Annotated in this window: 20 protein-coding genes and 2 tRNA genes; 5 read left to right on the top strand and 17 right to left on the bottom strand. The window is 66.4% G+C overall.

Annotation, left to right across the window (positions count from 1 at the left end; translation table 11 throughout):
- Positions 1-210 precede the first annotated feature (210 nt).
- Positions 211-585, top strand: a complete 375-nt coding sequence (locus tag FWJ47_RS12280; protein WP_246126330.1) for a globin — start codon at positions 211-213, stop codon at positions 583-585.
- Between the two features lie 21 nt (positions 586-606).
- Here FWJ47_RS12280 and FWJ47_RS08190 read toward each other — a convergent pair whose 3' ends face one another.
- On the bottom strand, positions 607-1,617 hold the full coding sequence (locus FWJ47_RS08190) for an acyl-CoA thioesterase (RefSeq protein ID WP_147106666.1): 1,011 nt from the start codon (positions 1,615-1,617) through the stop codon (positions 607-609).
- A gap of 96 nt (positions 1,618-1,713) precedes the next feature.
- Between FWJ47_RS08190 and FWJ47_RS08185 the strand changes: the two genes are divergently transcribed.
- Complete coding sequence (locus FWJ47_RS08185) at positions 1,714-2,364, top strand: DUF8185 domain-containing protein (RefSeq protein WP_246126223.1); 651 nt, start codon at positions 1,714-1,716, stop codon at positions 2,362-2,364.
- Between the two features lie 15 nt (positions 2,365-2,379).
- Here the strand turns inward: FWJ47_RS08185 and FWJ47_RS08180 are convergent, their stop codons facing one another.
- The 4 genes from FWJ47_RS08180 to FWJ47_RS08165 form a co-directional block, all read right to left on the bottom strand.
- Complete coding sequence (locus FWJ47_RS08180; RefSeq protein WP_147106660.1) at positions 2,380-3,621, bottom strand: glycosyltransferase; 1,242 nt, start codon at positions 3,619-3,621, stop codon at positions 2,380-2,382.
- Between the two features lie 38 nt (positions 3,622-3,659).
- A complete protein-coding gene (locus FWJ47_RS08175) occupies positions 3,660-5,159 on the bottom strand; it encodes a DUF2079 domain-containing protein (RefSeq protein WP_246126222.1) in 1,500 nt (499 codons plus the stop codon).
- Between the two features lie 45 nt (positions 5,160-5,204).
- Positions 5,205-5,277 (bottom strand) — tRNA-Arg (locus tag FWJ47_RS08170).
- Positions 5,278-5,409: 132 nt separating this feature from the next.
- A complete protein-coding gene (locus FWJ47_RS08165) occupies positions 5,410-6,351 on the bottom strand; it encodes a VOC family protein (RefSeq protein ID WP_147106658.1) in 942 nt (313 codons plus the stop codon).
- Positions 6,352-6,438: 87 nt separating this feature from the next.
- Between FWJ47_RS08165 and FWJ47_RS08160 the strand changes: the two genes are divergently transcribed.
- Together FWJ47_RS08160 and FWJ47_RS08155 are read left to right on the top strand one after the other, a co-directional pair.
- The gene (locus FWJ47_RS08160) at positions 6,439-6,945 is read left to right on the top strand and encodes a MarR family winged helix-turn-helix transcriptional regulator (RefSeq protein ID WP_147106654.1); all 507 of its coding nucleotides are present in this window, start codon (positions 6,439-6,441) and stop codon (positions 6,943-6,945) included.
- A gap of 157 nt (positions 6,946-7,102) precedes the next feature.
- The gene (locus FWJ47_RS08155; RefSeq protein WP_147106650.1) at positions 7,103-7,882 is read left to right on the top strand and encodes an acetoin reductase; all 780 of its coding nucleotides are present in this window, start codon (positions 7,103-7,105) and stop codon (positions 7,880-7,882) included.
- A gap of 119 nt (positions 7,883-8,001) precedes the next feature.
- Here the strand turns inward: FWJ47_RS08155 and FWJ47_RS08150 are convergent, their stop codons facing one another.
- From FWJ47_RS08150 to FWJ47_RS08100, 12 genes are all read right to left on the bottom strand, one after another.
- Positions 8,002-9,855, bottom strand: coding sequence for a DNA/RNA helicase domain-containing protein (locus FWJ47_RS08150; protein WP_246126221.1), 1,854 nt, complete (start codon positions 9,853-9,855; stop codon positions 8,002-8,004).
- 179 nt (positions 9,856-10,034) lie between these two features.
- Positions 10,035-10,107, bottom strand: a tRNA-Ala gene (locus FWJ47_RS08145).
- A gap of 60 nt (positions 10,108-10,167) precedes the next feature.
- Positions 10,168-10,539, bottom strand: coding sequence for a ribosome silencing factor (rsfS, locus tag FWJ47_RS08140; RefSeq protein WP_147106647.1), 372 nt, complete (start codon positions 10,537-10,539; stop codon positions 10,168-10,170).
- Between the two features lie 12 nt (positions 10,540-10,551).
- On the bottom strand, positions 10,552-11,853 hold the full coding sequence (locus FWJ47_RS08135) for a hypothetical protein (RefSeq protein ID WP_147106644.1): 1,302 nt from the start codon (positions 11,851-11,853) through the stop codon (positions 10,552-10,554).
- Complete coding sequence (gene nadD, locus FWJ47_RS08130) at positions 11,850-12,494, bottom strand: nicotinate-nucleotide adenylyltransferase (RefSeq protein WP_147106641.1); 645 nt, start codon at positions 12,492-12,494, stop codon at positions 11,850-11,852. Before nadD ends, FWJ47_RS08135 begins: the two co-directional genes overlap by 4 nt.
- A gap of 65 nt (positions 12,495-12,559) precedes the next feature.
- Positions 12,560-12,736 carry a hypothetical protein gene (locus FWJ47_RS12070; protein ID WP_170228531.1) on the bottom strand — a complete coding sequence of 59 codons (177 nt, stop codon included), beginning with the start codon at positions 12,734-12,736 and terminating at the stop codon, positions 12,560-12,562.
- A gap of 27 nt (positions 12,737-12,763) precedes the next feature.
- On the bottom strand, positions 12,764-14,083 hold the full coding sequence (locus FWJ47_RS08125) for a glutamate-5-semialdehyde dehydrogenase (protein WP_147106638.1): 1,320 nt from the start codon (positions 14,081-14,083) through the stop codon (positions 12,764-12,766).
- Entirely contained in the window at positions 14,080-15,225 is a 1,146-nt protein-coding gene (gene proB / locus FWJ47_RS08120) for a glutamate 5-kinase (RefSeq protein ID WP_147106634.1), read from the bottom strand. Before proB ends, FWJ47_RS08125 begins: the two co-directional genes overlap by 4 nt.
- Positions 15,222-16,811: a GTPase ObgE gene (gene obgE, locus FWJ47_RS08115; RefSeq protein WP_147109193.1), complete on the bottom strand. Its 1,590-nt coding sequence runs from the start codon at positions 16,809-16,811 to the stop codon at positions 15,222-15,224. Before obgE ends, proB begins: the two co-directional genes overlap by 4 nt.
- 173 nt (positions 16,812-16,984) lie before the next feature.
- Positions 16,985-17,242: a 50S ribosomal protein L27 gene (rpmA, locus tag FWJ47_RS08110; RefSeq protein WP_147106631.1), complete on the bottom strand. Its 258-nt coding sequence runs from the start codon at positions 17,240-17,242 to the stop codon at positions 16,985-16,987.
- Between the two features lie 47 nt (positions 17,243-17,289).
- On the bottom strand, positions 17,290-17,601 hold the full coding sequence (rplU, locus tag FWJ47_RS08105; RefSeq protein ID WP_147106628.1) for a 50S ribosomal protein L21: 312 nt from the start codon (positions 17,599-17,601) through the stop codon (positions 17,290-17,292).
- Positions 17,602-17,701: 100 nt separating this feature from the next.
- Complete coding sequence (locus tag FWJ47_RS08100) at positions 17,702-20,311, bottom strand: Rne/Rng family ribonuclease (protein WP_342779662.1); 2,610 nt, start codon at positions 20,309-20,311, stop codon at positions 17,702-17,704.
- A 354-nt stretch (positions 20,312-20,665) separates the two neighbouring features.
- Between FWJ47_RS08100 and FWJ47_RS08095 the strand changes: the two genes are divergently transcribed.
- Positions 20,666-21,247, top strand: a complete 582-nt coding sequence (locus tag FWJ47_RS08095; RefSeq protein ID WP_147106622.1) for a vitamin K epoxide reductase family protein — start codon at positions 20,666-20,668, stop codon at positions 21,245-21,247.
- The last annotated feature ends 90 nt before the right edge of the window (positions 21,248-21,337 follow it).

Here is a 21,337-nt window from a genome sequence, read left to right as displayed (position 1 = left end):
CGCCCTGCCGGAAAGCCCCCGTCCCAAGTGACCGGCCGGCCTGACCGGCAGGCCCACCAGGAGCCGCAGGAGCGACCAGCCCAGAAGGGCGCGGCTGACCCTGCCCCGAAGAACCCCGAGGGTGCACCCGCTCCCCCGCGCCCCGCAGACCTCGGCGTGCTTCCCGGGCCCGACGGCCGCCCGGTGGAGGCGGAGGACGGGGCCGACCAGGTGGACCCCAACAGCTTCTACGCCCAGGTGGGCGGCCGAGAGACGTTCCAGAAGATTGTGGACGCCTTCTACGCCCAGGTGGCCGAGGACGAGGACTTCCGCGCGATGTACCCCGAGGAGGACCTCGAGCCGGCCAAGCGCCGGCTGCTGACGTTCCTGGAGCAGTATTGGGGCGGGCCGCGCACCTACCAGGCCGAGCGAGGCCACCCGCGCCTGCGGATGCGCCACATGCCGTTCAAGGTGGACGCTGAGGCCCGGGACAAATGGCTGAAGTTCATGGGCAACGCGGTCAAGGAGGCAGGCCTCTCCCCCATGCATGAGGAGATCCTCTGGGACTATCTCGACCGCGCTGCGCACTCCATGGTCAACGCGTAGGCGGAGGGCGCCGTCGTGCGTCTACCGTCCGAGGTAGCGGGAGCGCCAGGCCTGCCCGTATTTCTCGTGGGCCTGCCTGGGCGTGCGCGCAGAGGTGCGCTGGACCGTCTCCTGGATCCGGGGCTTGAGGCCCTGGGGCGGGCGGATCATCCCCTCCTGGGCCACGGAGGCGACGAGATCGCCGTCGCGGGTGAAGATCCACCCGGCGGCCAGGCCGCGGGCGCTCTGGGTTGAGGGCGAGTCCATGACGAACAGCAGCCATTCGTCGGCGCGTGCGGCCCGGTGCCACCACATGGCGTGGTCCAGCGAAGCCATCTTCAGCCCGGGCTTCGCCCAGTACAGGCCGTGCTGGCGCATCATGGGCTCGAACGGCAGGTAGTCGGAGGCGTAGAGCATCGCCGCACGGTGAATGTTGGGGTCCTCAGGGAGCGCGGCCTTGGTGCGCAGCCACACCGCAGAAGTAGGACGACGCTCCCGGTCGGCCTCCAGGTAGACGGGGCGGTCGATATGCCGGATGTCGAAGGGGCGGCCCACGCCCCATTCCTGCACCACCGGGTGCTTCACATGGCCGAGCAGCTCGGCCGGATCAGCGAGCTCATCAGGCGATGGAAGTCCCTGAGGCATCTGCATCTGATGAGCCGGTCCGTGCGAGCCGACCTGGAAGCTCGTGATCATCGACAGGATGGGCTGACCGTCCTGGTAGGCCTGGGCCCGGCGGGCGGAGAAGGACCCGCCGTCGCGCAGGCGCTCCACTCTGACCTCGATGGGCTTCTTGGAGTCGCCGGGCCGCAGGAAGTAGCCGTGCACGGAGTGGATGGCCCGCGCCGGATCCACCGTGTGCATCGCAGCCGCCGCTGACTGCGCCAGCACCTGGCCGCCGAAGATGCGCCAGAACGCCTGCTCATACACGGGGGCGAGGAACTGGTCCTCGCCCTCCATCTCCTCGAGCTCGAACATCGCGGCGAACTGCCTCACCGTCTCCTCGGCAGTGGGCCTCGCGCCGCTGGTCCCCTGGTCGCTGCTCTCCGGCATCGGTCTCCCTCCGCTGTGCCTACCGTCAGGTAATTCACCGCCACAATACCGCCCTGCTGGATTTCATCGGCACGCTTACCTGCGAGAATGTCAGGGATGACGCAGACCCTGAAATTCGCTGAGGCCGCCGCGCTCCAGGATCTCGGAACCTATGTGAAGCGCGCTAAGAAAATCGAGCAGCAGGGCATCCGCCTGCAGGCCGTGGGCCCGGTGGTGGCCGCCTGGGTGCCGGTGATGACGCCCAGCTCCCTGGTGGGGCGCCTGCCTGCCGTGCTGGGCCTGCGGACGATGAAGCTCGGTGAGGCCTCGTCCGCGGACGTGACCGTCGAGCTCGATTCGATCACTGAGCGCCTGGCGCGCCTGGAGGGCTCGGATGTGGAGCTTTCGCTTCCGCCCTCGCAGGTCAACGCCCCGTGGGCCGCGGTCACTCCGCCGCGCTCCGGCTGGGAGCCCCAGGGCACGGTCACGGATGCGCTTCTTCGGGAGACTGCGGAGGAGGGAATCAGCAGGATCGCCGACGCCGTGCCGGACAGTGCGGGAGCCGCCGTGGTGGAGCAGCTGCGGGAGCGGGTCTGGGGCGACTCCGTCACACAGACTCCGCAGATCCCCGCCGGTGCGGCCTTCGGCGCCTATTCGTTGGGCTTCCTCGGCTCCGGGGACGATGCCACGCAGGTTCACACCCTGGGCCGCTGGACTCGTCTCAGCTCCAAGGGCGGGTTCGTCCTCGCCCGCACCTCCGGGATGTAGGTCGACTCGAGCCTCTTATGCGCAGAGGGCCGGGACTGCTGAGCAGTAGGCGCTGAGGGCTGCGGCGGCCGTATCGTCCCAGGAGTGCTGGCCGGCCAGGTGCGCGGCGGTCTCGGAGTAGCGGGCCCAGGCCTTCCGGTGGATGATCAGCCATTTCATCTGCTGCGCCCAGTCCTCCGGCTCCAGGGTGCTGATGAGCCGCCCGGTGCGCCGGTGGGCGACGAGTTCGCTCAGGCCTCCGACGTCGTGGGCGAGCACCGGGGTTCCGCAGGCCAGGGCTTCAAGCGCTACGAGGCCGAAGGATTCTGAGTAGCTGGGAACCAGCACCGCGTCCGAGGCGCGGAACAGCTGGGCGAGCTCGGGGTGCGGCAGCGGGTCCAGGTAGCGAATCCGCTCGGCGATTCCTTCGGCCTCGGCAAGCCGTTGGATGTCCACGGCGTCGGGTCCGGACTGGCGGCCTGCGATGGTGAGCTCCACCGCCTGCTCCGGATAGAGCCTGCTGAGTCGGGCCACGGCCGAGACGGCCACCTGCGGCCCCTTGTGCTGCTGGAGGCGGCCGGCGAAGGTCAGCCGCAGCGGCCGCCCATCCAGCGGACCGGGACGCGGGTCGTCTCCTGCTGGCGGGTGGAAGATGCCGAGGTCCACTCCGGGACGGACGCCGAGGATGCGGCTCTCCGGCACTTCGAATACCCGGGCGAGGTCGGCTGCATCGCGGGGTGTGTTGGCAGTCAGCGCTGACGCTGCCTGGGCGATCTGCTCCTCTGCGATGTGCCGGCGGGGGTCCTCCTGGACACGGGGGTCGCGCTCCTGCTTGACCCGCCCGATGGTGTGCATTGTGTGCACCAGTTGGGCCTGCAGGCTCTCAGCCAGCCGCATCCCTGCCAGCCCGGAGATCCAGTAGTGGGAGTGCACGAGGTCGACCGGCCTGCTGCCGCTTTCGGTGAGGCTCTGCTCTGCGCGGCAGGCCAGGTCGTCGAGGCATTCGAGCAGGCGGTTCTTATCCTGCTGGCATGTCTGCGCGACCGGCAGCACGTGCAGCCGCCGGCCGTCTTCCAGGACGGTGGTGGTGTCTGCGCCGTCGGGCCCGTCCAAGTCGGTGGTGACGATGTCGACCTCGACGCCGCGGGCGGCCAGCGCCGCGGAGAGGGCGTTGACGTACACGTTCAGCCCCCCGGCGTCGCCCGTGCCGGCCTGCGCCAGCGGGGAGGTGTGCAGGCTGAGCATAAGGACCCGCAGGTCCGCGGTGGGCTCAGGCATTCTTCGACTCCGGGAAGGGTTCTGGGATGGCGACCATGCTACCGCTCCAGGTAGGCGGAGCACTTCTCGGCGGCGGGGATGTCTCGGTGGAGCACCCAGAGGCCTTCATCGTCCTCGACCATGGTCTCGAAGCCGAGCCGTTCGGCCCGGGCGAAGGCTTCATCCGGGGTGAGGGGGCTGGTGCCGCCGAGCTCGCTGACCCGATCGTCGATGATGATCCATTGCAGGTGCTCTTCGGCGGTGGTCCCGTTGAGGCCGGCGTAGGTGCGGCTGGTCAGGTGAGGCACGGCGGTGTCTGCGGCTTCCGCGCAGGCGCCGTCGGGGATCATTTCCACGGCACGCTCGTGGGCTTGGGCCCGCTCCCCCGTCTCCCAGTTCTGGGCGGTGACGGTGCGCTGGTACGGGAAGACCTGCGGGAAGGCCAGAGTGCCGATGACGGTGACGATCAGCACGGCCGCAGGAACCGCATAGGCGATGCGGGGCCGGGCAGGAGCTGCCGCGGCGTCATAGTAGGTGTTTCCCCAGGGCACCGGCGGCAGTATGCGGCGCTGCACGGCGATCCTGCGGGCCACGTCCATCGCTGCGAGCAGGAAGATGGGAGCGAGGATCGCGTCATACTGGTAGACGGGCGCCCAGACGTTCAGCCGGTCGTTCCAGAGCCGGGAGAGCAGGATCGGCAGTCCGATCAGAACGTACGGGCTGAGCAGCGGCAGCAGGAGCGTGGGCAGGAAGTGCAGCAGCCACAGCCCCACCTTCAGCGGGTGGTCGAAGAGCACGGCGACGGCCTGCCACGGCTGGGTGATGATGGTCAGTCCGGCAGCGGCGGCTCCGGCGCCGAGGGCGGTGTACTCCCAGTACTGGAACTCCCCTGCCGGAGCGAAGTGCGGGATGACGACTCCGACGGCGAACCACAGTCCGACCAGGCCCAGCACGGCGGTGGCGACCGCGGAGCGCCAGGCGCCGCGGATGAGCATCACGACGGCGATGGCCAGCAGTGTGGCGCCCATGTCTTCCCTGACCAGCAGCAGGGAGGCGGAGAGTCCGACGGCGAGCCCGAAGCGGCGTCGTTCGATGGCCCAGATGACCCATGCGATCACCGGAACTCCGAACGCGATTTCGTGAAAGTCCCAGTTCACCAGGGCTTGGAAGGGCCAGAAGAGCAGCAGGCCGGCCGCGGTGAGCAGTGCGGGGAGGTGGCTGAACCAGCCGCGCACCACCAGGTAGACCGGGATCGCCGTTGAGACCAGCAGCCCGATCATCCCGATGTTCAGCACCCGGGGGTCGTCCCAGATCCAGTAGAGGGGGGCGAAGATCGCGATGATCGGGTGGAAGTGGTCCCCGAGCAGGTGGAAGTCCTCACCCTTGATCGGGACGATCGGTGCGTTGAAGAGGGAGTATTGGCGGACTGCTTGGTCGAAGATGCCCAGGTCATAGCCCCTGGCCTCGAAGTTGCGGAACCGCAGCAGCGAGTGGACGAGGGCGAGGATGCCCGCTGCCGCCATGACGAGCCCAAGATGGACCTTATGGCGCAGGGGCAATGTGGGTCTCCTGAGGGATGGGCTCTGAGGCGGGAACGTGCACTGCGCCCCGGGAGGGATTCGAACCCCCGACCGGCGGATTAGAAGGCCGCTGCTCTATCCCCTGAGCTACCGGGGCAATGACCAGAACAGTGTACTTGAGCTTGGCCGTCTTCCAGGAGTCAGGGTTTTTGGCCTTCCGCGGCGCTTCGGCCGTCAACGGACCAGCTGCTCCGCAGGCCGAAGATCGGCTCACGGCATCGCGAGTGGCTCACTGGGCCGTCAGCTCCTCAGCAGTGACATCGGGGACGCTGACGGTGACGAGGGTTCCCCACGGGTCGTGGGCCGTGACGGTCCGCGCGTCGGAGGTGAACGGAATGGAACGGGCAGAGAGACGAGCTTGCAGGGCGGCGATGTCCTCCTGGTCGGGCACCGTCACCGCAACGCTCCCGAGTCCCAGGCGTGCTGCGCGGGGGCCAGCACCCCGGCTGTTCCACGTGTTCATTGCGATGTGGTGGTGGTACCCGCCGGCGGATGCGAACAGTGCTCCGGGGTAGCCGGTGTTGGTGATCTCGAAGCCCAGTGCGTCGATGTAGAAAGCCCGTGCAGCGGGCAGGTCGCCGACCTGCAGGTGGACATGTCCGACACTTCCGGGAAGCTCGGAACCAGATTCGACGGCCGTTCGGCTCAGGTGAGCTTGGAGGTATGCCTCGGGGTCGAGATAGGTGTTGGCCATCCGGATCTGATCCCCGTCGTGCGCCCATTGCTGCCGGGGGCGGTCGGTGTACAGCTCCACACCGTTTCCTTCTGGGTCGGTGAAGTAGAAGGCCTCGCTGACGAGGTGGTCGCTGCAGCCGACGAATGCTCCGCCCGGAGCTTGGTGTGCACGGTAGACAGTTGCGGCGAGGCTCGGCGCGTCGTCGAACAGGAAGGCGGTGTGGAAGAGCCCCGCTTGGTGCGGGTCTGTGCCGGGGAGGTCCGGGGTGTGGATCAGGCGGACCATGGGGGCGTGCCCCCGGCCCAGGACACGGTGCACCTCACGGCCGAGAGTCCGGTCATGGACTGGCTCCATGGCGAAGGCCTCGGAGTAGTACGCGGACATCCTGTCGAGGTCACCGACCCGCAGAGTGACGGCACCCATCGACGTGCTGGGGCTGATGAGGCGTTCGTCAGCGTTGATGGGCACGCCATGCTCCTTGTGCTCGGGTCTCATGATCGAGATGATCGCGAGAATCAGTTGTTGGTACAATCAATCTAGTCCATCTTAGTTGCATATACAAGCATTGGTAGGATTGCTCCCATGACCGACACCAGGTGGCTCTCCCACGATGAGCATGCTGCATGGGTTCGCTTCACGGCCGTCCTGGAGCTGCTTCCGTCCGCTCTTGATCTGCAGCTCGGCCTGGACGAAGATCTGACCCACTTCGACTACTTCACGCTCGCGATGCTCTCCGAGGCGCCCAGCCGCACCCTGCGCACCAGTGCCCTCGCAGCACGGACCAATGCGACCCTGCCGCGGCTCTCCCGGGTCGTGTCCCGTCTCGAAGCTGTCGGATTCGTGGAAAGAGCGCCATGCTCAGATGATCGACGAGCGACCAACGTGAGCCTGACTGAGGCAGGATGGGAGAAGGTGGTGCGCGCTGCGCCTGGACACGTGGATGCCGTCCGTCGACTGGTGATTGATCAGCTGACCTCTGAACAGGTTCAGCAGCTGTCGGCGATTTCCAGCGCCATGCTGCAGCAGCTGGACCCCGAGGGCCGCATGCTCGCCAGCGACGCTCTGGAGCGCGGGAGCAGAGCGGACTGAGAATCCCGGCCCCAGCGGATGACCGACTGGCCTAGGATGGGCTCAGCGCCACGAACTGTCGGTTCAGCGCCGGGCAGATGACGAGCACCCGAATGGAAGAATTCCGGGCACGCACTGCCCAACTGCACGGGACCACGGTCCCCCGAAAGGAATCAGTATGACCATCAAGGGAAAAGTCGCACTTGTCACCGGAGCAGCCCAAGGTATAGGTCAGGCCATTGCGGTACGACTTGCCAGTGACGGAGCTGACCTGGCGCTGCTCGACCTCACGAAGGACGACCTGGATGAGACCAAGGCCAAGGTCGAAGCCGAGGGCCAGCGCGCCATCACTCTTGGCGGGGACGTGCGCAGCAAGGCAGACCTTGAATCTGCCGTGGACAGTGCGGTGGCCGAACTCGGCGGATTCGACATCATGATCAACAATGCTGGGATCGCCGGAGTCGGAGCCGTGGAGACGATCAGTGAGGCCGACTTCGATCGGAGCTTCGACATCAACGTCAAAGGCGTGATGTTCGGAATCCAAGCGGCCGCCGCAAAGTTCAAGGAACTCGGCCACGGTGGGAAGATCATCGCCGCGACGTCAATCGCCGCCCATGACTCATTCCCGATGACGGGGCTGTACTCCTCGACGAAATTCGCGGTGCGTGGACTCATCCAGGCTGCGGCGAAGGAGCTCGGGGCCTTCGGCATCACTGTCAACGGCTACTCGCCCGGCATCGTGGGCACAGGAATGTGGGAGCAGCTCGATCGCGAGTTTGCCGAGCTGACGGGGGCCGAGGTCGGCGCCACCTTCGCCAAGTACGTGGAGGGCATCACCCTCGGCCGGGCATCCACTCCGGAGGACGTTGCAGGGTTCGTCTCTTACCTGGCCGGCCCCGACTCCGACTACATGACGGGTCAGACGCCCCTCATCGACGGCGGCATCGTCTTCCGCTGAGTTCGCTCTCGGTTCGTTCGCTGCTCGAGAGCCTCGGACGCCTAAGGGCGACGTCCAGGCTCTGGCGGCCGCAGCTGAGACCGAGCCGCTTTCTGAGGGAGACCATGTCGGCGCTCTGATCAGTGGCGCATGCCATCCCGGCTGTAGGTGACGTGGTGCTCGGACCATTCGAAGTCAGGGACGTACGGACGAAGGTAGTCGCGCAAGTACTCGTCACAGACATACATGAAGGTGCCTCGCCGCCCACGGGTGAGGAGGACGTAGTAGACGTTCCTCACCCACTCCAGAAGCTCCTCGTGGGTCCAATCCCGCCCCTTGTGCTTGTTTCGATAGATAGCTCTTTTGTCGAAGAAGCTCTTCCGGTCAAACCAGAGCTCCTGCTCGTCCGGGTCGTAGCGGAGATCCGGGCCGATGATGATCCCTGCATAGTTCAGGTCGTATCCCTGAAGGGTGTGGATGGACCCAACTTCATCGATGGAGCCGGGCGAGTCCACCCAGTCTTTGACCTGAGAGTTCCAGCGCGCCTCGAAATCCCCAATACGGATGTCTGTGAGTGAGGGGTCCTTCCTGCTGACCCACTCCCACGCGTATCCAGCCGCCATGCGTGCCAGGCCGAACTCGCTGTTCCGCTCACGAATAGTGCGGTGCATCTCAGCGACGTCCTCAAACATCCTGAATTCGTAATCAGAGCCGAAGCTCTTAGCTTCCGTGGGCGGGGTTCCGCCCACGAGAGACTTGATGTACTTGATGTAGTCGTTGCCGCCCAGCACACGCATCTGCGATCGCAGTCTGTGGTGCTTGCCCTCTCGCTCCGCCCTGGCGATGACGCTCTGCAGATAAGTCTTCGGCAGATCAGAGGCATGAACGGACTGTGAGAGATCGATCAGAAGAATCTGGTGATCGCTCTGCCTCTGGATCCAGTCGAGCTGGGTCTTGAACTCTCCGTCCGGCTCATGGCCGAAGAGCCGCTCGTTGATGTCCCGATACGTACCGTTAAGAGGCCCTGATGCTTGGGCGGCTTTCTGGGAGAGCCTGTGAGTCTCATCGACGATGATCATGGAGTAGCGTTTATCGGAGTTCCCCACCCTGAAGGGGTTGACCACCATGTCTGGGCTGAGATTCGGAATCCGCCGGAAGACCCGCTGGATCGACTCTCTCAGTGACTGCTGCGGCACGACCAAGGCGATTCCGTTGGCGGTCTCGAGGAGGGACTTCACTGCTCGTCGGTTCTCGGGCGTGAAGAACTCAGGAAACTCAGACTCCCGCTCTTCATCGTGGATCTGCTCCGTCTCGGCGGCCGTACCGATGTCGACGAGGAGCTTGAGCAGAAAGACTGCCACGATCGTCTTACCCGTGCCGGGGTCGCCTTCAACAGCAATGGAGCCCATTGGGCTCCCGCCCTTCAAGCTCTTGAGCAGCAGCGAGACGATGTCCTGAACCGCACGTTCCTGATTATCCTCGAGAGACTTGAACGGAGAGAGCTTGAACAGGTCGTCGTTCTCGATGTCTTCAATTTTCTGCTGGAAAATCCTCTGCTGCCTGAGCTGCTCAAAAAGCGTCGTTCTGAATCGAGCGCGGTAGTCGATCCTTCCGAAATAGTCGCGATCAACTATTCCATCGTTGCGGTTGAGCAGCTGATACTTCCCATCACCCGCAAGGTGCTGGATGAGGAAAGCCTCCAGATCCAAAGCTGCAGACTTGTTGAACTCATCGTCGAGGATGACGCGTGATTCGCGGGCTGTGGAGCCAGAAAGGGCCCTGAGCCTCGTCTTGTCCCGATTGGCGTGGTGCTGGCTGATACGCCTGGCGACGTTGGTGGACTCACCGACGTAGATTGTGCGGTTCTGCTCATTTCGAAGCAGATAGACGGCCGGCCAGTTGCGGAGCCTCTGTCCCTGGCTGCTGAGCTCCTTCTCCGCTTCCTGAGTGAAGTTGAAGGAGATGATGTCCACCGTTGTTGGCGAGTCAGCCACCAGAACACCTCATGAGTTCATTCGGAGCCCGGGCGACCCGAATCAGAGCTCGACAGAAAGCGCTTCCCATGGGGTCAGCCTACATTTGCCGCCTCCTGCACGTGACGGCGTTAAGAGTCTCTGTCCCCAAAACTGCAAAAAGATTCCCGGCAGCTCTGGGCTGCCGGGAATCTGGTGTGTGGAGCATATCGGACTCGAACCGATGACCTTCTGCATGCCATGCAGACGCGCTACCAGCTGCGCCAATGCCCCATATTCTCTTGGTGCTTCCTTCGCGTTCCCCGCGTCGGCAACCCCTATATATTACACCTGCTAGGAACTGGGGGCCAAATCGAGGTCCACGCTGGGCACGTCCGCATAGAGGCGGTCCAGACCATAGAGAGCACGCTCCTCCTCGTGCTGGATATGCACGACCATGTGCCCGTAGTCCAGCAGCACCCAGGTGCCCGAGTCCTTGCCCTCACGCCGCAGGGGTGAGGAGCCGTGCTCCTGCTTCAGCTTCAGCTCGATCTCATCGGTGATCGAGCTGACCTGACGGTCAGAGGGCGCCGAGCAGATCAGGAACGCGTCCGTGATTCCCAACCGCTCCCCCACATCCAGACCGGCTATATCCGTCGCCAGTTTGTCAGACGCAGCCTGCGCCGCGGTCCGCAGCTCAGCCAGCACATTCTCAGGAACAGTCATCACACCAAGCTCTCAAAGCACAACCGTGTACAGGACAACAGCAACCGCCACGATCAGCAGCAGCGCCAGAACAATCACCAGCCACAGCAGCAGGTTGGGCCGGTTCGCCTCCTTGGAGGTCTCATCCACCAGTTTGTCGATATCGAGCCCGTGCGCCCCACGGGCCTCCACTGGCTCGATGCTGCCGGAGGGCAGGTCCACATAGTCCTCCTCGGACTCCATGGCGTCGCGGACAGTCTTGGAGGCAATGACCTCAGACTCCGGACGCTGCAGACGCCGCCGCCGACGGTCGTCGGCCTCCTGGGCCTCCCGCTCCAGCGATTCGCGACGCAGACGCTCCTGGTTGGCCTGCATCGCCTTAGCGGCCAGCGCCTGCTGACGCTTCAGCAGGTCGGGGTTCACATTGTTCGGATCATCATTGAGCTTGATCTCGCTGGTGAGCTGGTCGAGCTCCTCCAGCATCTCCTGATCGAGGCGAGGAATCGTGGATGTCTCACGCAGCAGACGGCGAGCACGCCGCGACGCCGGAACCGGCGCTACCTCCCCGGTCCCCGCCTGCGGGTAGTCCACCGAGTGCTGCTCCGGCTGGTCAGCCTCAGGTCCTTCCACGCTCGGAACGTCATCAATATCTCCGAGGTCCTCGGGCTGCTCGCCGAAGGCGTCAGCAACCTGCTCCTCCGGACGCTCCTGCTCCGGCTCCACAGGGTCAGGCAGCGGCGCCTCAGGAGCTTCCCCAGCGACGCCGTGCCCAGCATCCTGTCCAGCCGATGTGGGCGCGCCGAAGTCCGGGCCGGAGTAGTTCGGCCCCACCTCGGCCTGCTGCTCCACCGGCCAGTCCGCATCGTGCGGAACCTGCTGCACCGGTGCTGTCACATAGTCGCCGGGCTGGAACTCCTGGGTCGGCTCAGGGTCCTCCGGGTGCTCCGGCTCAGGGGAGGCAGGCTCCTCAGCGGGAACCTCATCGCTCACAGCCTCAGCCTCGTTCTCCTGCCCGGAGAGCGCGTCGCCAGCAGTCGGGTCCTCGACGGACTCTACGTCGTCAAGCGTCCGGGCCAGCTCGTCCTCGCCAGCATCAGCCGGAACCCCAGGCACCTGCGCCTCCACAGATGCCTCAAGCTCCGGCTCAGCCGCCGCCTCTGCAGCCCCCGCAGGGGCATCCAGCTGGTCGGCCGCGGCGTCGGCCTCTTCCTGGGCCTCGCGCTGTGATGCCAGCTCAGCCTCACGACGGCGACGCAGCTCCTTGCGGGAGACCGGCAGATAGCGCTCGCGGAGGTTGTCTCCGCCGCCATTCTGCTCGGGGGTTGAATCACTCATCGTGACGCCTCCTGGTCGTTTTGTTCCATGCTATGCCCCACTGCTTCGCTGGAGGGGGCACCATGGGCGTGTGTGGCCGAATCGGGCCGGTACAGCCTGTGCTTGGCGATGTACTGCACCACACCGTCCGGCACCAAATACCAGACCGGCTTGCCCCCGGCTGCGCGGTGCCGAAGATCCGTGGAGCTGATCGCCATCGCCGGGATCTCCATCAGCGAGACCTGGTCGCTGCGGCCCAGATCCTCATTCACGTACCCCGGCCTGCTCACTGAGACGAAGTGCGCGAGAGCCCACAGCTCCTCCACGTTCTTCCAGGAGAGAATCTGCGCCATCGCGTCAGCGCCCGTGATGAAGAACAGCTCTGCCGCCGGATACATGCGCCGAAAATCACGAAGCGTATCGATGGTGTAGGTGGCGCCGCCGCGGTCAATGTCCACGCGGGACACCGTGAACCGGGGGTTGGCTGCCGTGGCGATCACCGTCAGCAGGTAACGATGCTCCGCGGGGGTGACCTCCCGGCCGGCCTTCTGCCACGGCTGACCAGTGGGCACAAAGATGACCTCATCGAGGCCGAACTCCGCTGCCACCTCACTGGCAGCCACCAGGTGACCATGGTGAATGGGATCGAACGTCCCGCCCATGATCCCCAGCCGCGGAGTCCCCCGGCTGCCCGGGTCAGACGTGATTGGGGTGTGAGCCAAGCTCGTCAGTGACCGCCGGCCTCGGGGTCGGCCTGCGGAGAGCGGTTCGTCTGGGCGAAGCTCAGCGCGACCAGCATCGAGAGCATCAGGAAGACGAACATCACAATGCCGAACCACGGAGCCGGCATGAACAGCTCAACACCTTCTTCTGCGGCAAGCAGTGCCAGAACAGGGAAATCCATGAGGGACAGTCTACCCACAAACCGCCGTCAGGGGCGGATCTGGCCCTCGCCCCGCAGAATCCACTTGGTGGTGGTCAGCTCCCCCATGCCCATGGGTCCGCGTGCATGGGTCTTCTGAGTGGAGATCCCCACCTCAGCGCCCAGGCCGAACTGCCCGCCGTCGGTGAACCGGGTGGAGGCGTTGACGACCACGGCAGCCGCGTCCACCTCAGCGATGAACCGCTCCGCGCTCTTCACCGAATCGGTGACGATCGCCTCCGTGTGACCGGTGGAGTACCGCGTGATGTGCTCGATCGCCTCATCCAGGGACTCCACCACGCCCACAGCCAGCTCCAGGCCCAGGAACTCGGAGGAGAAGTGCTCTCCGGTGACTTCGTCCACCTCCCCGTAGTCGTTCGGGGAGACCAGGTCCGGTCCGGACTCCGGCAGCCACTTCCTGGCCCGCGGATCAATATGCAGGCCCACCCCTGCGCGGTGCAGGGCGCGCAGGGTCTCCGCCGCGGCGTCCTCCGCGTCCGCGTGGATCAGCAGGGTCTCAGCGGCGTTGCAGACGCTGGGCCTGGAGGTCTTCGCGTTCATCACCACGTTCCGGGCGATCTCCGGGTCCGCGCAGGCATCGATGTAGATGTGGACATTTCCCTCACCGGTCTCGATCACCGGCACGCGGGCGTTCTGCACGACGTGCTGGATCAGGTCCCCGCCGCCGCGCGGGATGAGAACATCCACGCTGCCGCGGGTGGTCATCAGCGCCGTGGCCCCCTCACGGCCGTATTCGTCGATCGACTGAACGGCGTCCACGGGGGCCGAGCAGGTGCGGAGCGCCTCACGGATGATGCTCAGCAGCATCTCGTTGGTCTTCGCCGCCGCCGAGCCGCCGCGCAGGATCGCCGCGTTCCCGGACTTCAGCGCCAGGGCCGCGATGTCCACGGTGACGTTGGGGCGGGCCTCATAGATCACTCCGATGACGCCCAGCGGAACAGTCGTCTGTGTCAGGCGGGCACCGTTGGGCAGGGTCCGGCCGGCCACGATCCGCCCGACAGGGTCCTCCAGCGCCATGATCTCCTCGACAGAGCCGGCCAGGGACTCGATGCGCTCCTCAGTGAGCTGCAGACGGTCCAGAAGCGGTTTGGACAGGCCGTTCTCCCGGCCCCGCTCAAGGTCCTCGCCGTTGGCCTCCACCAGGGCAGCCCCGGACTCCCGCAGGCCCCGAGCCAGGGCGAGCAGGATGCGGTCCTTGTGCTGACGGTCCGTGGACCCCAGCGGACGGGCGGCCTCTCGGGCCCGGCGGCTCACCCCGGCGACAGCCTCCACGACGTCGCTGCTGATCTGGTCCTGGTCGGTGCTCATGTGCTCCTCACTCGTGCCATGTCATCAGTATGGACCACCGCCCGCTCGTAGTCGGGCCCCAGCTCTGCGGCCAGCTGGGCGGTGGACCGGCCCATGATCTGCGGCAGCTCCTCGGCAGAATACCCGGTGACGCCGCGGGCGTGAACCGTGCCCTCAGCGTCGGCGATCTCCACCACGTCCCCCGCGTCGAAATCGCCCTCGATCGCGGTGATGCCTGCAGCCAGCAGGGACCGGCGCCGCTGGCCCACCGCGCGGGCAGCCCCCTCGTCGACCACTATTCGGCCCTTGGTGGAGGCCAGGTGCGCCAGCCAGGCAGTCCGGGCCCCGCGACGCCGTCCCCGCGGGTGGAAGAACGTGCCGACCTGCTCCCCGGAGAGCAGTCGGGGCGCGTTCTCCGCGGAGGTGAGCATCGCCGGAATTCCGTGCGCAGTGACGATCCGGGCCGCCTCCACCTTGGTCACCATGCCGCCGGTGCCCACCCCGGCCCGGCCGCGCGGGCCCAGCGAGACCCCCTGCAGGTCGGTCTCACTTCGAACCTCGGCCAGCGGTTTGCCGCCCTCGGACGGGGGGCCGTCGAACAGCGCCTCCACATCCGAGAGCATCACGAGGGCATCAGCGTGCAGCAGGTTCGCGGTGAGTGCGGCGAGTCGGTCGTTGTCGCCGAAGCGGATCTCAGCAGTTGCCACGGCGTCGTTCTCGTTGATGACCGGCACCGCACCCAGCGCGAGCAGCTTCTCGAGGCTGCGCAGGGCGTTGATGTACGTGGAGCGGCGGATGAGGTCCTCCACGGTCAGCAGCACCTGCGCCACCGCCGCACCGTGCCGGGCGAAGCCTTGGGTGTAGTGCGCCAGCAGCACCCCCTGACCCACAGCGGCAGCCGCCTGCTGGGCAGCCAGATCCGTGGGCCGGCTGAGCAGGCTCAGCGGAGCCAGCCCAGCAGCGATGGCACCTGAGGAGACCAGCACTACCTCGGTGCCGCCGTGACGCAGCTGCTGGCAGGCATCCACCAGCCGGTTCAGCGCCTCAATGCTTACTCCCTCATCCACCGTGGTGAGCGAGGATGAGCCGATCTTCACCACAACCCGGCGGGCGGCGGGCAGCTCAGCAGCAGAGCTGACGACCCCGGCGAGCTTGGTGCTCACCGGGCCGTCTCCTCATCGTCGTCGTCAGCCTCCGGATCCCAATGGCTGTAGACGATCTCAGTGTCGCCGTCGTCCTCGGAGGCGTAGAAAGCATCCATCTCCTGACGGGTGAGCACCTTTGCCGCACGACGGTCAGCCTGCTCCTGCTTCTTCTCCGCCCGGGTGGGACGGTGAGCGTCCTCGAACCGAACGTCCGAACCGCGAGGCCCGGCCAGGTGCTCGGCGCCGGCAGCCATGGTGGGCTCCCATTCGAACACCACACCGTCGTCGTCAGTGCCGATGACCACCGAATCACCGGGGGTCGCGCCCTGCCTGAACAGCTCGTCCTCGATGCCGATCGCAGCCAGCCGGTCAGCCAGGTACCCGACGGCCTCGTCGTTGCTGAAGTCCGTCTGGTGGATCCACCGCTCCGGCTTGGCCCCGCGGACGCGCCACAGCGGTGCGGCGTTCTTCTCCTCGCGGGCGACGGTGAAGCCCTTCTCGTCCACCGGCTTGGGCCGCACAGTGACCTGCACCGGGGCTTGCTCCACCTCACGCTGGGCGCGGGCGGCCTCCACCAGCTCCGCCATCGCGAAGCTCAGCTCACGCAGCCCCTTGCGCGCGACCGCCGAGACCTCGAAGACCTTCCAGCCACGAGACTCCAGCTCCCCGCGGACCATCTCCGCCATCGCCTCACCGTCAGGAAGATCCGTCTTGTTCAGGGCGATCAGCTGGGGCCGCTCGTTCAGCGGCAGCGACTCCACACCGTGGGAGGCGGAGTTCGCCACCGCATCCGGGGCGTAGGCGGCCAGCTCCTTCTCGACAGCGTCCAGGTCAGCCAGCGGGTCGCGGTCAGTCTCCAGGCTGCCGCAGTCCAAGACGTGCACCAGGGCCGCGCAGCGCTCCACATGCCGCAGGAACTGATGGCCCAGCCCCTTGCCCTCCGCGGCCCCGGGAATCAGGCCCGGCACATCCGCAACGGTGAAACGCACGTCCCCGGCCTCCACCACGCCGAGGTTCGGCACCAGAGTGGTGAACGGATAGTCAGCGATCTTGGGACGCGCGGCGGACATCGCTGCGATGAGGCTGGACTTGCCGGCGGAGGGGTAGCCGACCAGGGCGATGTCCGCCACGGACTTCACCTCAAGCTCGATCTCTGCCTGCTCGCCCGGTGTGCCCAGCAGGGCGAAGCCGGGAGCCTTGCGCTTCTTGGAGGCCAGCCGGGCATTGCCCAGGCCGCCGTGGCCGCCCTCAGCAATCCGCACCCGGGCACCAGCGCCCACCAGGTCAGCAATCACGCTGCCCTGACGATCCTTGACCACTGTGCCCTCAGGGACAGAGAGCTCGAGCGTCTCGCCCTTGGAGCCGTGGCGGTGGTCCCCCTCGCCCACTCCCCCGTTGCCGGCGCGCCGGTGCGGGCGGTGGTGGTAGTCCAGCAGGGTGGTGGTCTGCGGGTCGGCGACAAGTTCCACGTGCCCGCCGTCGCCGCCGTCGCCGCCGTCAGGCCCGCCCAGGGGCTTGAACTTCTCCCGGTGCACCGAGACGCACCCGTGCCCGCCGTTACCGCCTGCAGCGTGCAGGACAACGCGATCAACAAAATGCGCCACAGTATCCTCCCGTCGGCGGGCTGCGCCCGCCTTCTCGCGGCCAGCTGCGAATGCGCTGGCCTTCATGCTTAAAAGGGGCCTTCCCCTGAAACGCTGAAGGCCCCGTCAGCCGTGTGAGCTGCGGGGCCTTCAGTGGGTGGCTGCTTCTTGCAGCCGAAGTTCGGCGTACCGCGTCAGGCGGCTGCCGGGACGATGTTCACGACCTTGCGGCCGCGCCGGGAGCCGAACTCCACGGAGCCGTCTGCGAGGGCGAAGAGCGTGTCATCGCCGCCGCGGCCGACATTGCTGCCGGGGTGGAACTTGGTTCCCCGCTGGCGGATGAGGATCTCGCCAGCGTTGACGGTCTGACCGCCGAAGCGCTTCACGCCCAGGCGCTGGGCGTTGGAGTCGCGACCGTTGCGAGTCGAGCTCGCACCCTTCTTATGTGCCATAGCGTTTTGCCTGCCTCTCGCTTAGCTGTTCGGAACGATTCTACGGCTCAGGCCGCGATATCGGTGACCTTGACCCGGGTAAGCTCAGAGCGGTGGCCCTGGCGCTTGTGGTAGCCAGTCTTGTTCTTGTACTTGTGGATGACGATCTTCTTGCCGCGCAGGTTCTCCTGAACCTCTGCGGTGACCGTCACCTTGTCGAGCTCGTCAGCTCCGGTGGTGACCTTGTCGCCGTCGACCAGCATCACTGCCGGCAGCGCGATGGTGCTGCCTGCCTCGGCGTCGACGCGGTCAAGGGTCACCAGATCTCCGACGGAAACCTTCTCCTGGCGGCCGCCTGCGCGGACAATCGCGTACACCACTTGGACTCACTTCTCTCGTTGGACTTGCAATAAAATACGTGCGCGAAGCGCGCAGAAAGACTTAGGGCGCAATAGCACCAGCCGTCAATGCTACGCGTTTCTACTCTGTTTTGCCAATCTCATCAGCGGACACGCCGACGCCCAGCATCGTGGGCTCGGCCGTGGGCTCAGGCTTGGAGCCCTCACTCTTCTTCTGCTCCTGAGCAGCCGCGGAGAAGCTCGCCTTCTGCGGCTCACCCGCGGCCGCCTGCACCTGGTGCACCTCTCCCCCGGAGCCCTGAGCAGACCCGGCGGCGCGGCGCCGGCGCCTGGCCGGACGTGTAACGCGCGGCTGCTCGCTGCGGGAGGCCAGAGCCTCCTCCAGGGAGTTGAGGGAGGCGTCCTTGGGCTCCTCGGCCCTCTTCTGCCGCTCAGCCCTCTCCCCGCGGGGAACCTCGACCGGCTCTCCGCCGATCTTCAGAGTCGGCTGGGCAGGCTGCTCAGGCTTCTGCTGCCTCTCGGCACCGGCCTGGCCTGACTGCTGACCGGCATCATCGTCATTCTCGGGCTCACCGGCGCTGGTGGAGGCCGCGGCGACCTTCGCCATGCCCGCACTGGCCCGCTCAAGCTTCTTCAGCTCCTTCGGGTCAGGCTGGCGCCCGGCGTCCTCGCCCTTCTTGCCCTTGCTCTTGCGCTTCTTGGGCTTCTTGCCGCCGCCGCCGGACTTCTGCTCCCCCTGGGAGCTGTAGGCCGGCTGGTGGTGGACCGGCTCCTCGTGGGTCATGATGCCGCGCCCGGCGCAGTGCTCACACTCCGAGGAGAACACCTCCAGCAGCCCGGTGCCCATCCGCTTACGGGTCATCTGCACCAGCCCCAGGGAGGTGACCTCCGCCACCTGGTGCTTGGTGCGGTCACGGCCCAGGCACTCCACCATGCGGCGCAGCACCAGATCCCGGTTGGACTCCAGGACCATATCGATGAAGTCGACGACGATGATGCCGCCGATGTCCCGCAGGCGCAGCTGCCGGACGAGCTCCTCCGCGGCCTCCAGGTTGTTCTTGGTGACCGTCTCCTCCAGGTTGCCGCCGGAGCCGGTGAACTTGCCGGTGTTGACGTCCACCACGGTCATCGCCTCAGTGCGGTCGAAGACCAGGGAACCTCCCGAGGGCAGCTTGACGTTGCGTGCCAGCGCCTTGTTGAGCTGCTCGTCGATCCGGTGGTGGCCGAAGATGTCCTGACCGTCATGCTCCGACGGCTCCCACTTCTTCAGCCGGTCCAGCAGATGCGGGGCCACGTAGGTGACGTAGGCCTCCACGTTGTCCCAGGTGTCCTCCCCCTGGATCTCCATGGAGGAGAAGTCCTCGTTGAAGACATCGCGGACCACCTTGATGGTGAGGTCCGGCTCGGCGTAGAGCATCTCCGGGGCCAGCACCTTGCGGTCGTTCGTCTGGTCCTGGACGGAGTCCCACAGGGCGCGCAGACGGTTGATGTCATTGGTGAGCTCCTCCTCGGAAGCACCCTCCGCAGCGGTCCGGACGATCACGCCGGAGTTCTCCGGCATGTTCTCCTTCAGGATCTTCTTCAGCCGGGCGCGTTCCGTGTCAGGCAGCTTGCGGCTGATGCCGGTCATCGACCCGCCCGGCACGAACACCAGGTATCGGCCCGGCAGGGAGATCTGGCTGGTCAGACGCGCGCCCTTGTGCCCCACGGGGTCCTTGGTGACCTGCACCAGCACGGAGTCGCCGGACTTCAGGGCGTTCTCGATCTTCCGGGGCGCGTTGCCGATGCCGGAGGACTCCCAGTCCACCTCACCGGCGTAGAGCACCGCGTTGCGGCCGCGGCCGATGTCCACGAAGGCGGCCTCCATCGACGGCAGCACGTTCTGCACCTTGCCCAGGTACACGTTGCCGATCAGCGAGTCCTGGGTGGTGTGGGAGACGTAGTGCTCAGCCAGCACGTCATCCTCGAGGACGCCGATCTGGATCCGCTCGCCGCGTTGGCGGACGATCATCTTGCGGTCCACCGACTCGCGGCGGGCCAGGAACTCTGCCTCGGTGATGATGCCGCGGCGGTTGGACTGCCGGTTGCCGCGGCGGCGCTGCCGCTTCGCCTCCAGGCGTGTGGACCCCTTCACCGAGGAGACCTTGTCCGGAGCATCGGAGCCGGCCTCGCGCCCGGAGCGCACACGGGTGACGGTGTGGCCGTCCTCGTCCTCGATCTCCATATCCGAGGAGCCGCGGCGCCGCTTGCGGGTCTTGCGGATCACTTTTCCGTCCTCGACGGGCTCAGACTGGCCGGCCTCCTGCTTGGAGGACTCCTCCTTCTCCCCGGAGCCTGCGTCCGCAGGAGCGTCGCCGGGCTCGTCGCTCTCGCCCTGGGCGTTCTCCTCTGCCCCGCGGCTGCGGCTGCGTCCGCCGCGACGGCGCTTCCTGCGAGATTTGCGGCTTCCTCCGCCGGAGGACTCGCCCTCGCCCGAAGCGGAGCCTGTCGGGTCCGAGTCCTGGTCGACGTCGTCCTCATCCTGGTCCCGGGCCGGCTTGGGGGCGGGGGCCGCCGCGGAGAGGTCCGGGGCCTGGAACATCACGTCGAGGGGGTCCTCGGCCGGCTCCGGGTCAGCGGTCTTCTTCGGGACCGCCTGGGTCCCGGGCTGGCCGGGCTCCGGAACGGAGAAGGGGTTGAAGATCTCCTCCGCGGATTCAGCGGAGGCTTCTGTGGAGTTTTCGTTGCTCATATGCGGGCCAAATGCTCTTCCGCCGGCCTCCAGCGTCATCCACACTCAACGCTGGACGACGGCTCTGTCTCGTCTCTCACTGTCCGGCCTGCGCCTCCCCGGGCGCTGCCTCCGCAATGTGAGGCGCGCTCTGCGCGGGGAGCCCGATGCCGGACTCTTGTCCATGCAGCATCTGCGGCGGCGACTTGCTCATCAGCGTTCCGTGCGGACCTGTGTTCCAGGTGGTCCACGACGGGCGCCTGCCGCAGCTCTGCGCTCAAAGCTTTCTCAAGGGGCAGGTGTGGTCTGCCTCCCGATGCGTTTCAGTATGGCACACGGTCCGTTGCACTGGCGTGAACGGCTTAGCATGGAGGCATGTCGCATCTTGTGAAGGACCGCGCCTACGGGGGGTGGCTGCTGGGAAGCGGGCTGCTGGGAGCGATCGCAAGCTTCCTTCTCCTCTATGAGCGCGTGCTCCTCTGGGGTGACCCGGACCACGTCACCGCCTGCGACGTGAACCCGTGGGTCTCCTGCGGAGAGGTGATGAACACCTGGCAGGCGGCCACCTTCGGATTCCCCAACATCTTCCTCGGCGTCGTCGCCTTCCCCGTCCTGATGGCGGTGGCGGTCAGCGTGCTGACCGGGGCGAGGCTGCCGCGCTGGTACCACCTGGGGCTGCAGGCCGGTGCTGTCTTCGCCTTCGGGTTCTGCGTGTGGCTCTGGTACTCCGCGGTGTTCGTGATCGGAGTGCTGTGCCCCTACTGCATGATCGTCTGGACCGCGGTGATCCCGTTCTTCGTGGTGGTGACCGCGCGGAACCTCCTCACCGGCACGATCCCCGCCCCCGAGCGGCTCCGCGAGCTCACCGCCGCCTGGTGGTGGGCGATCCTCGTGCTGATCTTCCTCGGCGTCTTCGCCAGCATCTTCCTGCAGTTCTCCTGGGCCTTCACCGGCTGAGGCTCGACGTCGCCAGCCCCGGTGAGTGCCTCGTACGGCTGAGCGGTCGAACCGGACCCGCGCAGGATGGTTGAATGGCCGTGTTCCGGC

The organism is Nesterenkonia populi (assembly GCF_007994735.1).
Lineage (GTDB): Bacteria > Actinomycetota > Actinomycetes > Actinomycetales > Micrococcaceae > Nesterenkonia > Nesterenkonia populi.
Note: the sequence above shows the minus strand (reverse complement) of the source record. Positions and strands in the feature narration are given on the sequence as shown.

Excerpts from the sequence above, each read along its gene's own strand:
- FWJ47_RS08190 (WP_147106666.1), bottom strand. The coding sequence starts at position 1,617 with ATGCCGGAGAGCAGCGACCAGGGGACCAGCGGCGCGAGGCCCACTGCC.
- FWJ47_RS08185 (WP_246126223.1), top strand. The coding sequence starts at position 1,714 with ATGACGCAGACCCTGAAATTCGCTGAGGCCGCCGCGCTCCAGGATCTC.
- FWJ47_RS08180 (WP_147106660.1), bottom strand. The coding sequence starts at position 3,621 with ATGCCTGAGCCCACCGCGGACCTGCGGGTCCTTATGCTCAGCCTGCAC.
- FWJ47_RS08165 (WP_147106658.1), bottom strand. The coding sequence starts at position 6,351 with ATGAGACCCGAGCACAAGGAGCATGGCGTGCCCATCAACGCTGACGAA.
- FWJ47_RS08160 (WP_147106654.1), top strand. The coding sequence starts at position 6,439 with ATGACCGACACCAGGTGGCTCTCCCACGATGAGCATGCTGCATGGGTT.
- FWJ47_RS08155 (WP_147106650.1), top strand. The coding sequence starts at position 7,103 with ATGACCATCAAGGGAAAAGTCGCACTTGTCACCGGAGCAGCCCAAGGT.
- rsfS (WP_147106647.1), bottom strand. The coding sequence starts at position 10,539 with ATGACTGTTCCTGAGAATGTGCTGGCTGAGCTGCGGACCGCGGCGCAG.
- FWJ47_RS08135 (WP_147106644.1), bottom strand. The coding sequence starts at position 11,853 with ATGAGTGATTCAACCCCCGAGCAGAATGGCGGCGGAGACAACCTCCGC.
- nadD (WP_147106641.1), bottom strand. The coding sequence starts at position 12,494 with ATGGGCGGGACGTTCGATCCCATTCACCATGGTCACCTGGTGGCTGCC.
- FWJ47_RS12070 (WP_170228531.1), bottom strand. The coding sequence starts at position 12,736 with ATGGATTTCCCTGTTCTGGCACTGCTTGCCGCAGAAGAAGGTGTTGAG.
- FWJ47_RS08125 (WP_147106638.1), bottom strand. The coding sequence starts at position 14,083 with ATGAGCACCGACCAGGACCAGATCAGCAGCGACGTCGTGGAGGCTGTC.
- rpmA (WP_147106631.1), bottom strand. The coding sequence starts at position 17,242 with ATGGCACATAAGAAGGGTGCGAGCTCGACTCGCAACGGTCGCGACTCC.
- FWJ47_RS08100 (WP_342779662.1), bottom strand. The coding sequence starts at position 20,311 with ATGAGCAACGAAAACTCCACAGAAGCCTCCGCTGAATCCGCGGAGGAG.
- FWJ47_RS08095 (WP_147106622.1), top strand. The coding sequence starts at position 20,666 with ATGTCGCATCTTGTGAAGGACCGCGCCTACGGGGGGTGGCTGCTGGGA.